This window comes from Clostridium gasigenes (genome assembly GCF_900104115.1).
Taxonomy (GTDB): Bacteria; Bacillota; Clostridia; order Clostridiales; family Clostridiaceae; genus Clostridium; species Clostridium gasigenes.
Genome location: NZ_FNJM01000019.1, coordinates 1 through 12,222 on the forward strand (window position 1 = coordinate 1; position 12,222 = coordinate 12,222).

The 12,222-nt window shown below is 28.1% G+C and carries 9 protein-coding genes, 1 tRNA gene, 1 rRNA gene and 1 pseudogene; 10 read left to right on the forward strand and 2 right to left on the reverse strand.

All coding sequences use genetic code 11. The features are described 5' to 3' along the window. The 9 genes and pseudogenes from BLS77_RS17825 to BLS77_RS17860 form a co-directional block, all read left to right on the forward strand. Positions 1 to 268, forward strand: a 23S ribosomal RNA gene (locus BLS77_RS17825); the annotation flags it as partial. Positions 269 to 320: 52 nt separating this feature from the next. Further along, a tRNA-Asn gene (locus tag BLS77_RS17830) sits at positions 321 to 395 on the forward strand. 278 nt (positions 396 to 673) lie between these two features. Beyond that, a complete protein-coding gene (locus tag BLS77_RS17835; RefSeq protein ID WP_089973129.1) occupies positions 674 to 1,591 on the forward strand; it encodes a polysaccharide deacetylase family protein in 918 nt (305 codons plus the stop codon). 183 nt (positions 1,592 to 1,774) lie between these two features. After that, positions 1,775 to 2,461, forward strand: a complete 687-nt coding sequence (locus BLS77_RS17840) for a response regulator transcription factor (protein WP_089973132.1) — start codon at positions 1,775 to 1,777, stop codon at positions 2,459 to 2,461. An 11-nt stretch (positions 2,462 to 2,472) separates the two neighbouring features. Next, positions 2,473 to 3,867, forward strand: coding sequence for a sensor histidine kinase (locus BLS77_RS17845; RefSeq protein WP_089973280.1), 1,395 nt, complete (start codon positions 2,473 to 2,475; stop codon positions 3,865 to 3,867). A gap of 2 nt (positions 3,868 to 3,869) precedes the next feature. Beyond that, positions 3,870 to 5,339 carry a hypothetical protein gene (locus BLS77_RS17850; RefSeq protein ID WP_089973135.1) on the forward strand — a complete coding sequence of 490 codons (1,470 nt, stop codon included), beginning with the start codon at positions 3,870 to 3,872 and terminating at the stop codon, positions 5,337 to 5,339. A gap of 12 nt (positions 5,340 to 5,351) precedes the next feature. Beyond that, complete coding sequence (locus tag BLS77_RS17855; RefSeq protein ID WP_089973139.1) at positions 5,352 to 6,731, forward strand: TldD/PmbA family protein; 1,380 nt, start codon at positions 5,352 to 5,354, stop codon at positions 6,729 to 6,731. An 8-nt stretch (positions 6,732 to 6,739) separates the two neighbouring features. Further along, a pseudogene (locus BLS77_RS20830) lies at positions 6,740 to 6,985 on the forward strand (PmbA/TldA family metallopeptidase); the annotation flags it as partial. A 138-nt stretch (positions 6,986 to 7,123) separates the two neighbouring features. Next, the gene (locus BLS77_RS17860) at positions 7,124 to 8,083 is read left to right on the forward strand and encodes a TldD/PmbA family protein (protein ID WP_423231046.1); all 960 of its coding nucleotides are present in this window, start codon (positions 7,124 to 7,126) and stop codon (positions 8,081 to 8,083) included. A gap of 85 nt (positions 8,084 to 8,168) precedes the next feature. Here the strand turns inward: BLS77_RS17860 and BLS77_RS17865 are convergent, their stop codons facing one another. Further along, on the reverse strand, positions 8,169 to 10,028 hold the full coding sequence (locus BLS77_RS17865; RefSeq protein WP_089973147.1) for an LTA synthase family protein: 1,860 nt from the start codon (positions 10,026 to 10,028) through the stop codon (positions 8,169 to 8,171). A gap of 485 nt (positions 10,029 to 10,513) precedes the next feature. On the opposite strand from BLS77_RS17865, the gene BLS77_RS17870 reads away from it, so the two are divergent. Beyond that, on the forward strand, positions 10,514 to 11,470 hold the full coding sequence (locus BLS77_RS17870; RefSeq protein ID WP_089973150.1) for an NAD(P)/FAD-dependent oxidoreductase: 957 nt from the start codon (positions 10,514 to 10,516) through the stop codon (positions 11,468 to 11,470). A 168-nt stretch (positions 11,471 to 11,638) separates the two neighbouring features. Here BLS77_RS17870 and BLS77_RS17875 read toward each other — a convergent pair whose 3' ends face one another. Next, entirely contained in the window at positions 11,639 to 12,220 is a 582-nt protein-coding gene (locus BLS77_RS17875) for a GDSL-type esterase/lipase family protein (RefSeq protein WP_089973154.1), read from the reverse strand. Positions 12,221 to 12,222 lie beyond the last annotated feature (2 nt).

The following is a 12,222-nucleotide window of genomic DNA, read 5'->3' on the forward strand; positions in this document are numbered from 1 at the left end:
AAATTTGAGAGGAGCTGTCCTTAGTACGAGAGGACCGGGATGGACCGACCTATGGTGCACCAGTTGTTCCGCCAGGAGCATCGCTGGGTAGCTAAGTCGGGACGGGATAAACGCTGAAAGCATCTAAGCGTGAAGCCTCCCTCAAGATGAGATTTCCCATAGCATAAGCTAGTAAGACCCCTTGAAGAACACGAGGTTGATAGGTCAGAGGTGTAAGTATGGCAACATATTTAGCTGACTGATACTAATAGGTCGAGGGCTTGACCAATTTACAATAATTCATGTGCAATTTTCAGAGAACATTCTCTGTATTATAATATTCCGCGATAGCTCAACGGTGGAGCACTCGGCTGTTAACCGATAGGTTGGAGGTTCAAATCCTCTTCGCGGAGCCATTTTATTACTATAGATAATATAGATAATATAGATAAGAATTAAATTCTTGTCTTTTTTTTTGCAAAAAAATATATTAAAATTTATATAAAGATTATTATAAAAATATATGTTAAAATTTACATAAATATGGTATATTAAATTCAAAATGTAACTTATTTGTAGTATTTAGTATTATATTTGTAATCATTTAAAAAGAATAGGCATATATAATTATATTAAGATGTTTAATATAAAATAGTATAAGAAATAAAATAGTATGAGAGAAGTAGGGGTAAAAATGAGAAATAGTGGAAAGCATAGTAAAAGTATTATAAGAGATAAAAAAATATTCATATTATTAATAGTATTAATAATTGTTTCTTTAGCAGGAGTAACAATGTTTTCAGGTGGATTAAAAGCCAATATAGTTGATGCGAATGCAGAAACTATAGAAACTGAGAATAAAAATACAACAGAAGCAATCTCAAAAGAAGTAGTTTTAGATAATTCAGGATATTTACCATTGGAAAAGGATATTAATGCAGATGATGCATCAATAGTATTACCAGAAACTATGTATAAATGGAATTTCAATAGAAAAGATGGAAAGAAAATTGTTTATTTAACATTTGATGATGGGCCATCTACAGAAGTAACTACTCAAATATTAGATATACTTGATAGGAATAGTGTTAAAGCTACATTTTTTGTTCTTGGTAGTTCAATTAAAAGTAATCATAAAGCTCCAAAAATATTAAAGCATATGGCAAAAAGCGGACATGCCATAGCAAATCATGGATATTCACATAAGTATAAAATTTTATATCCAAATGGTGTTATAGATGTAAAAGCATTTATGAATGATATGGATATGAATTTACAGCTTTTAAGAGGTATTTTAGGACGGGATTTTAATACAAGAGTACTTAGAATGCCGGGTGGATATGGGACATGGTATGGGGTTACACCCCTTAACGAAGCTTTAAAAGCAAAAGGATATTATCAAACAGATTGGAATTCACTTAATGGAGATGCTGAAGGTAAACCAAAAAATCCACAGGAATTATTAGAAACTTTAAAGAAAACTATGTCAGATTATGATACGTTAATAGTATTAATGCATGATACTGATGAGAAAAAGAATACTGTAGAATATCTACAAAGTGCAATAAATTATTTAAAATCACAAGGATTTGAATTTAAGACATTAAAATAATAGAGACGCATTTTATGCGTCTCTATTTTAATATCAGGTGATGCTAAGTTTCAAGCATTTTCAAAAAAATAATAAATAAAGTATAGTTAATATAAAAGCAAAAGAATATATTAGGGTATAATTTATAATAGAGTAAGATATAAGCAAAAAATATAAGTAAATGAGTGAGGTGGAGATTTTTAAATGACTAAGATTTTATTGGTTGAAGATGAAGTTAGTATAAGAGGATTTTTAAAAATAAATTTAATAAGAAATGAATTTGAGGTAATTGAAGCAGGAACTGGTGAAGAAGGAATAGAAAAAGCTATTAAAGAAAAACCTAGTATAGCTATATTAGATGTTATGTTGCCAGGAATTGATGGATTTCAAGTTTGTGAAAAGTTACGACTTGAGTATCCAGAAATGGGAATAATAATGTTAACTGCTAAGGGGCAGGATATGGATAAAATAATGGGGCTTGAATATGGTGCTGATGATTATATTTTAAAACCATTTAATCCTATAGAAGTAGTATTAAGAGTAAAAGCTTTATTAAGAAGAGTAGGTAATGTTAATAGTAATAAAGATAAACTTATTAATGGACCGTTTATTATAGATCTATATTCTAAAAAATTATTAAAAAATCATGTAGAAATAGATGTGACACCTAAAGAATATGCATTAATAAAATTATTTATAGAAAACCCAAATAAGGGATTTAGTAGAGACGAATTACTAGACTTGGTTTGGGGGTATAGTTATTTTGGTGATTCAAAATTAATAGATGTTAATATAAGAAGACTTAGAGCAAAAATAGAAGAAAATTCATCGGAACCCAAGTATATTGAAACTATATGGGGGGTGGGTTATAGGTGGAAAATACTAAAATAAAAAATATTAAAATAAAAAGTATTAGAACTAAGCTAATAAAGGATTTTTTTATTGTTATATTTTCAACTATAGTTATTTTAGATGTATTTTTAATGGTATTTGTCAGAAAATATTACTATGATAATACTGAGCAATTATTAAAAAGCCAAATAGAAGTTTCGGCTAATTTTTATAGTAAGCATTTTTCAGCATCAACACTTATAGATAATATATATGATAATGTAGATTCATTCTGGAGTCAAAGTAATGCACAAGTTGAAATATTAGATAAGAATGGCGACTTAATAATGGATTCCATAGGAGTTAGAGATGATAATATATTAAAAACGGATGATATAGGGAAAGCATTACAAGGGCAAAGTGCAAGATGGGTAGGTAATGTTAGCTATTATGAAAATAAAGTAATGATAGTATCTCAGCCGCTTGTTTCAGATGGAGAGGTATTAGGTGTAATAAGATTTATTACATCCTTAAAAGATATCGATGGAACTATAAACACTATATTAATATTTTTCTTTAGTATTTCTATAGTAGTTTTAGGGATTGGAATATTACTTAGTATAGTTATAGCAAATAGCATAATAAATCCTATAAAATCATTAACTAAAGTAGCAGAAAAAATGGCTGGTGGAAATCTTAAAATAAGAAGTAATATACAAGACAATAATGAAGTTGGTAAATTAGCTGAAACTTTTAATTTAATGGCAGATGAATTAGAAAAAAGAGAGCAACTAAAAAATGAATTTATATCATCAGTCTCTCATGAGTTAAGAACTCCTTTAACAGCAATAAAGGGATGGGCGATAACTTTAAATGATGAAACTACAGATAATGAAACATTAAAAATAGGGTTTGAAATAATAGAAAATGAAACTGATAGATTAAGTGTTATGGTTGAGGAGCTTCTAGGATTTTCAAAACTTCTTAATGGGGAAATAACCCTTAGAAGAACTAAGTTAGATTTAGATTTATTTGTTAATCATGTAGAAACATATATGGGACCGAGGGCAAATAGAGAAGGATTACTTTTTGAAGTTAAAATTTTAAATAGTTTAGGGAATGTATATATAGATAGAGATAGATTTAAACAAGTATTAATTAATATTTTAGATAATTCTTTTAAATTTACAGAGACCTTAGGAAAAATAAATTTAACAGTTAGTAAAGAACATAATAAAATAATATTTATTATTAATGATACTGGATGTGGAATAAGTGAAGAGGATCTACCTAAAGTAAAAGAAAAATTTTTTAAAGGGAAAAATTCTAAATCACAAAATGGAATTGGATTATCAATATGTGATGAGATTATAAGGTTGCATAAAGGAACTTTTAATATAAAGAGTAAAATTGATGTAGGTACTGTTGTTGAAATAATTATTCCAACAACAAGTGAGGTAGAATAATTATGAAAAAAATAGTATGTGGAATGTTACTATTGATACTATCAATAGTAACTATAGGATGTAGTAAAGCAACTGCCGAAGATACAAGGGCAATAAAATCACCAACTAATAATTCTTTAAACATATATGGTAAATGGAAAATTAAATCCATAAAAGTATTTGATAAAGAAATAAATGTATTTGAGGATATAGATAGTATTAATGGTAAGGAAATAGAATTTTCGAATGATAAAATAAATTTTATAGACACTGTATATTTAAATCCAAGTTATAAATTGAAGGTAGTTGATAAGGATTATATTTTATCTTATGAGTCCAATATAAAAATAGAAGATTTTATGGATGAAAAAGAAAAAAGAGATGTAATATCAATAATCTCAAATAATAATATGATTAGTGAATTTATATTAACAGAGAAAGATAAGGGCTATATAATATATATGGGATCTTTAATAGAAGTATATAAAGTTAGTAATAATACTATACCTAATACAGATGATAAGATAATAAATGATAAAGTTAAGGATACTGCAGACATAAATTATTATGAAAGTGAAACAGGTGTAATGGTGGGATTAAAAACACCAAGAATAAAAAATGTAGATGGAACATTCACAAGTGAAGAGTATAGAACCTTATGGATTTCTTTTAAAGATGGGAAATTAATGCCTATAGTAGAGAAAAAAAATATTATTTTTCCAAGAATTAATGGTATTTGGAGTTTAGAAAATAAATTTTCAAAAACAGATAAACATTATCAAGAGTATTTTGAAGTAGGTTCAGTAGATAATAAAAATATATCTACTTATGAAATTATAAGCAATAAAGCTATTTTTAAAAATATAACATTTATAGGAAATAACTATATAGGAATAGAAGAATATAGTGGTGAAAACTTCAATAATATTTTCACTAATTATAAGGTTGTACCAATAGATAATATAAATTCTAGTAGTGGATTAAAAATAGAGGAACTATATTCTAAGGATATAAATAATAAGTATGAAATAGAATATAAAAAGGCTTTAAATGATATTTCACTAGATAAGCCAAGTAATACTTCTGATATTGATTATAATAATTTTACTGTAAAGAGAAAAGAGGGTAAGTGGCAGTTAGTAGGAAGTTTAGGTAGGGTGGATAAAAATGGAGAAAATGAAGAATATTTATTAAATTTAAGACCCAGTAATAAAATGTTAAATTATGATAACTTAATAATACCTTGGAAGATGTTAAAAGGGGATATTCCTTCTATAAGAGATGCATATATATCACCTAATCAAAGAATAGCAATTATTTTATTTGAAGATAATTTGGCAATTTATGAAATAAAGGATAAAATGTTAAAGGGGGCACCTTTAGCAAATATAAATATAGGTAATGAACAGGTAATAATGTCAGAATGGAGTACTGGTGGGTATGTAGAAAAATGGGCAAAAGTATTCAATGATGGAATAGATATAACAAATTAAGGAGGGAATTAAATGTTATCAAAAGATATTATTTCAAAAGTAATACAAAGATGTTTAATAACAGGAGGAGATTTTGCAGAAATATTTGAAGAGGATACAATAGATACTACAATTAATATACTTGATGGAAAAGTTGAAAATTCTATTTCAGGTAGGAGCTATGGTGTTGGAATAAGAATATTTAAAGGACTTAAAAGTGTATATACTTATACAAATAACAATAGTTTAACTTCACTTTTAGATGTTGCTCAAAAAGCGGCATTAGCTTTAGGTGAAATAGGGGAAGAGGGCAAAATTATATTAAATAGCACTATAGTTATAAATAATAATCCTATAATATATCTTCCATCAACTATTGGGATTAATAAGAAAATTAGTGTAATGAAAGTAGCCTATAATGGGGCTAAAAATTACAATAGCGAAATCACTCAAGTATCAGTAGGTTATTCTGATAAAGAGCAAAATGTATTAATTGCAAATTCAGAAGGTCTATATACAGAAGATAAAAGAGTTAGAACTAGATTATATATAAGTTCAGTAGCTTCATTTAATGGAGAAAACCAAACTGGTACGGAAGGACCAGGAAGAAGTATGGGATTTGAAATATTTAATGAAATAGATCCAGAATACCATGGAAGAGAAGCCTCAAGAGTAGCACATACTATGTTACATGCAGATAATTGCCCTGCTGGAAGAATGACAGTTGCAATAGACAATGGGTTTGGCGGAGTTATATTCCATGAAGCTTGTGGACACTCCTTAGAAGCTACAGCTGTTGCAAAGGGGAATTCAGTATTTACTGATATGATTGGAAAACAAATAGCATCAACTAAGGTAACTGCTATTGATGACGGTACAATAGCAAATGCTTGGGGTTCAACTAATATTGATGATGAAGGAAATAAAACAAGGAAAAACATACTAATAGAAAATGGTATATTAAAATCATATATGATAGATAAATTAAACGGTAGAAGAATGGGAGAAGAGTCAACTGGTAGTGGTAGAAGACAAAACTATAAATTTGCCCCAACTTCAAGAATGACTAATACTTATATTGAGAATGGAACTGATAGCACAGAGGATATTATAAAATCAATTTCAGATGGATTATATGCAAAGAAAATGGGTGGAGGTTCAGTTAACCCAGTAACAGGTGAATTTAATTTTTCAGTATCAGAAGGATATATAGTTAAGAATGGAGTTATTCAGAAGCCTGTTAGAGGAGCTAGTCTTATTGGTAAAGGTAGTGATATTCTTATGAATATAGATATGGTTGGAAACAACTTAAGCCGTGGTCAAGGAATGTGTGGTTCTTCATCAGGAAGTATACCAACAGATGTAGGGCAACCTTTAATTAGAGTAAAAGAAATCACTGTAGGTGGAAGGTAGGTATAGATATGGAATTCAAGATTTTTATAGACGTGTTATTTAAAGAAGCTAAAAAAGTAGGGTTCGAAGAGTATGAAGTATATTACACTGATAGTGAAAGTTTAAGTATAAATATATATAAAGAAGAAGTTGATAAATATAAGTTAACTAATTCCTATGGATTATCATTTAGAGGAAAAATAGGAAATAAAATAGGGTATTCATATACACAAATTTTAGATAAAGATGCAATAGATATGATGATAAGAAATGCTAAAGAAAGTGCACTTGCAATTGAAAATAATGATATTCAATTTATATATGAAGGGGATAAGGACTATAAAGAAATAGAATCCTATTATACTGAATTAGAAAATATTAACCCGGAAAAATTAATAGAACTGGGAATGCAAATGGAAAAGGAGTGTAAATTATTAAGTGATAAGGTACACAACTTTAGTGCATGTGGTATTGGATATAGTAATTCAAAGTATGGAATAATAAATTCAAAGGGATTAAATTTAGAAAATAAATCTAATTTATTAACTGCATATGTATGTCCAATAATAAAGGATGGAGAAAACATGCATGATGGTATGGGATATGCAGTTGCTACCTCTTTAAATGAAGTAAATCCTAAAAAAATAGCAGAGGATGGAGTTAAGGAAGCTTTATCAAAAATAGGGGCAAAATCAATACCTTCTGGAATTTATAAAGTTGTAATAAACAATGAAGCTATGGTTTCGATGTTATCTACTTATGCAGGTATATTTAGTGCAGATGCAACGCAAAAGGGACTTAGTTTACTTAAGGATAAGGAGGGGGAAGTAATAGCTAGTAGCATAGTTACATTAGTTGACGATCCTCATTTATATAAAGGATTAGGTTCAGTATCATTTGATGATGAAGGGGTTGCAACTTCTAAAACAGAATTAATTAAGTGCGGAGTTTTAAATACATTAATTCATAATTTAAAAACTGCAAATAAAGAAAATAAAACTACAACAGGGAATGGATTTAAGGCATCTTATGCATCACCAGTTGGAGTTTCACCAACAAACTTTTATATAGAACCTGGAGATAAAACTTTTGATGAACTATTAGAAGAGGTTGGGGAAGGGTTAATTATTACAGATTTTGCAGGCCTGCATTCGGGCGCAAATTCAATAACAGGAGATTTTTCATTAGCAGCCAAAGGTTTCTATATAAAGGATGGAAAAAAGACATTCCCAGTAGAACAAATAACAGTTGCAGGAAATTTCTTTAAGCTATTAAAAGATATAAATAGAATAGGAACAGATTTGAAGTTCCCAATGAGTAGCGTTGGAAGTCCATCTGTTATAGTAAATGAATTATCAGTAGCTGGTAAATAAACTGATAATAGTTAGAATCTTTAATAATTATTAGTTGAAAATGCCTAAAGAAAAGGTGTGTCTAAAATTTAGACACACCTTTTAACTATTTAGCTAAGTAATTACTTCTTATCATTTTGTCTGAAAGATCTAAAATATTTAGATGCATTTCCTTTTCTTCTTCGGATAAACCCTCTTCAACTAGTGTATTATTAGTTAAAACCGAGAAAGATTTATTTGTATTAAGTAGATTTCTTCCAAGTGCAGTATGGGAATATTTTTCTGATGGAACGCCCATTGCATATAAAAGAGTTGGCATAATATCTATTTGTCCACCAATTGTATCAAAGGTTTTTGGAGCTTCAATATCTTTATTCCATATTATAAATGGAACAGTAGGATGTCCAGTATCTTTATACCATTCTTCAGGGTTACTTAATTTGTCTATACTATTGTTATAATATTTATGAACTCCAGTATGATCACCTTCAATAACTACTACAGTATTATCAAGTAATCCTTCTGAATCAAGTGATTTTAAGAAATTACCAATTGCAGCATCTGTATATTTAATGCTTTCAAAGTAGCCACCCATTTCATTATTAGCAAGTTCAGTATCAAGACCTAATTTCCTATATTCATCAGGTAAATCAAATGGTCCGTGGCTTGTTAATGTAACTGTAAATGAATAGAAAGGATCTTTCATGTCTTTTAGTTTAGGAATCAGTTGTTTAAAGTAACTTTCATCACTTAAACCCATTCCTATTTCCTCATCCATATTAAATGAAAAATAATCAAGAAAGTTTTCGAAGCCTATACCTGTTAAACCACCAACGTAGTTCCAAAAGGATCCTTTATCGGAATGGATAGCAGCGGTTTCATAGCCAGTATCTTTTAATAATAAAGGAAGTGAATTATAAGTTGTGTTTGGATACCTAAAGAAGGTACTACCCCGTCTTAAAGGCAACATTGATGTATTTACCATTAAATCGCAATCAGAACTTGTACCTTCGTTTACTTGTTCATATATATTAGGGAAGTATAAGCCTGTATTTATTAAATTATCCATTACAGGAGTTAATTTTTGATTATTAACTTCTTTTCCAATAATAAAGCTTTCTAATGATTCTACTTGAATAACTATTAAATTTTTATCTTTAAACATACCTGCGTATTTATTATCAGGTAAATTTTCTTGTTTGTTTTTAAAGAAATTATCAATTTCTAATTGTTCCTCTTTAGTTAATTCATAAGGCTTAGAATCTCTATAAACTGTATATAAGTCAAAAGCATGATATCCTACTGGAGAAAAGAATTTAGCTGTGTTAGTAGGGTCATAATTAGAAAATATCCAAGCATTTTCAACTTCTTCATTATGTAAGATATATAAATTAAAAGGAACATATCCTACATAAAGAACTGTTATAATAATAGAAATAACAAAACTAATAGGGGCTCTTCTTTTAACCTTTGTTATTAATTTTTTATTGAAGAATAGGAAAAGTCCCATAATAATAAAATCAATAAAAAATAGTACATCATATTTACTAAACATAGATAGGATTGTTGCACCCATATTATCCATATTTGATGTCTGTGTTAGGAGAAGAGCAGATGGTAGTGTTAAGAAACCTCTAAAGTATCCTAAATCAGCTATTATTAGAACTGTTATAAAGAAATCGGTAGCAAATAAGTAAATAATTCTACCTTTTCCTTTAAATAATAATGCGAAGCTTAAAATAAAAAGCGTAAAAGCGTAATAATACATTAAAAAGCTTTTTGCAGTTGAATATCCTTTGTTAAAGTCAAAATCATAAGGATTTTCACTTGTTAAGAAACCTTGAAATAAGATACTCTTAAGTACGATTGCTATTAATGGAATTATAAATAATATAAATCTAGCAAATCCTTCAATCCCTATTTTATTTTTGAAAAATGATTTTATATTAATGAATAGTTTGTCCATAAATTCACCTCTTAAATATAATTAATATACTAGCATATTTACTAGTTATTTTTTGAATATGTTTTAAGCATAATAAAAAAATATAACAAATTAAATAATAAGTAGTTATATTTTTTCGAAAGAACCTAAATAATTATAATATATAGATTATATTATAATTATGTCTAGAATACAAATAGTAAACTATTAAGAATTTATATGTTTTTTGTATATACTGTAAGACAAAATAAAAATTAGAAATTAATAGATATTTTTATGTAGTTGTCTTTTTAAGTTCAAAAAATCATAAGAATCTTTGACTAGTTATTTATTTTATAATGCTTTATAGTTAATATATAAGAAGAATTATTAGATTTTATAATTGGTGGATAAGAGAATAAGAGATATAAAAATAAGATATAAGATATTTAAGTTTGGGAGCTGAAAGAAAATAACAAGAATATTACTGGCTATTTTTTTGAAATTCCCTTTATGGAGGTAGCGTAATGGTTAATTATGATTTAGTTATAATTGGAGGGGGAGCATCAGGTCTGACTGCAGGGGTTGAGGCTTTAAAGAGAGGAATTAAAAATGTCTTAATAGTAGAAAGAAATAATTATTTAGGTGGAAACTTAAATGTTTTTATACATAAGGGGTTTGGAGCGTATTATTTAGGTGAAGAAGTAACAGGACCGGAACTTTCAAGTTTTTTAATTAGGGAATATAAATTTTTAGGTGGGAAAATAAAAGTTGAAACTCAAGTATTAGAAATAACAAAGGGGAGAGTTATTTCTTATGTTAATCCTAAAGATGGAATAACAGAAATAAGTGGAACTACAATAATAGTGGCAAGTGGATGTAGAGATAGATACACAGGAAACATTATAGTTCCAATTCATAAGCATACAGGTATTTTTACTATAGGCTCAGCTCATAGGCTTGTTAACTTAGAAGGATATTTACCAGGCAAAGAAGTTGTTATTTTAGGAAAAAGTAAGTGGGCATTAATATTAGCTAGAAGATTAATAATAGAAGGTGCAAAAATTAAAGCAATAATAGACAACTCACCAAATGGATTTATAACCGAAGAGGAATTAGATATAGTGGAAGGGTTTAATATACCTATAATAAATAAATCATATGTTGTTGAAATTTTAGGAAATGAAAGAGTAGAGGCAGTTGGGATACAGAGTGATGAGGATGAAAGTATTATAAAAATAGATTGTGATTCGTTAGTATTAAGTGTTGGATATTTTCCGGAAGTTGATTTTCTAAGAAAATCTAAGATTAGGCTTGATGATGAGAAGATACAATTACTTACAAATGAGTATGAAACATCAATTAAAGGAATATATGCTTGTGGAACTGTATTAAATGGAGAGGCAGGAATAGGATTTAGTGGAGAAGAAGGGTGCAAGGTAGGTGCAATAGTTGCAGATTATTTAAATAAATATATTATCTAGTGACATGAAAGAAAATAATAAGCCAAATATTCTGAACTAGGTCAAGAAACTAACCAGCTCAGAAAAATTGTTAGTAAGGGTTAGGGTGCTGGATATAGCGCAAAATAGAGCAGCCCCTGACTAGTTATTTTAGAATATGATTCAAAGTATATAATTTATATTAAAAGGTTAAGGGTGGTTATGGGTTAAAGTATTACTAGCGTAATTAAATAATAAATTTTGTCCTTTTATATTTAAATGAATACCATCATTAAATATATCGGTATACATATTTTCTAAGGTAAGGTTATAAAAATCCCAATATTGCAAATTATATTTGTTACTTAACTTTATAAGTTCCTCTCTAAGTTTTGATAATTCATTTTCACAATAATCATAGGTAGATGATGGTGAAAAAAGTTTATAAGCATCTGATCCTATTATAGTAGGTGGAATTCCAAGTATAACTTTAGAATTTATTGAAAGTGATTCTTTTATCATAAGTTCAATGTTTTTGATAATTGAACTTAATGATTTATTAGATAATAAATCGTTAGTTCCACCCATAATAAATATTAAGGTGGGATTATTAGCTATAACATCTTCTGAAAATCTAATAAGCATGTCTATAGTAGTATTCCCATTAACACCTTTATTAATTAAATTGTAATTAAGTGATTGTTGAAGTTTATAAACCCAATTTTCATTTTTAGAAATACCATAACCAAAGGTTAAGCTATCACCTATAAGAATAAATAAATCATTTTCCATAA

Excerpts from the sequence above, each read along its gene's own strand:
- BLS77_RS17835 (WP_089973129.1), top strand. The coding sequence starts at position 674 with ATGAGAAATAGTGGAAAGCATAGTAAAAGTATTATAAGAGATAAAAAA.
- BLS77_RS17840 (WP_089973132.1), top strand. The coding sequence starts at position 1,775 with ATGACTAAGATTTTATTGGTTGAAGATGAAGTTAGTATAAGAGGATTT.
- BLS77_RS17850 (WP_089973135.1), top strand. The coding sequence starts at position 3,870 with ATGAAAAAAATAGTATGTGGAATGTTACTATTGATACTATCAATAGTA.
- BLS77_RS17855 (WP_089973139.1), top strand. The coding sequence starts at position 5,352 with ATGTTATCAAAAGATATTATTTCAAAAGTAATACAAAGATGTTTAATA.
- BLS77_RS17860 (WP_423231046.1), top strand. The coding sequence starts at position 7,124 with ATGGAAAAGGAGTGTAAATTATTAAGTGATAAGGTACACAACTTTAGT.
- BLS77_RS17865 (WP_089973147.1), bottom strand. The coding sequence starts at position 10,028 with ATGGACAAACTATTCATTAATATAAAATCATTTTTCAAAAATAAAATA.
- BLS77_RS17870 (WP_089973150.1), top strand. The coding sequence starts at position 10,514 with ATGGTTAATTATGATTTAGTTATAATTGGAGGGGGAGCATCAGGTCTG.
- BLS77_RS17875 (WP_089973154.1), bottom strand. The coding sequence starts at position 12,220 with ATGGAAAATGATTTATTTATTCTTATAGGTGATAGCTTAACCTTTGGT.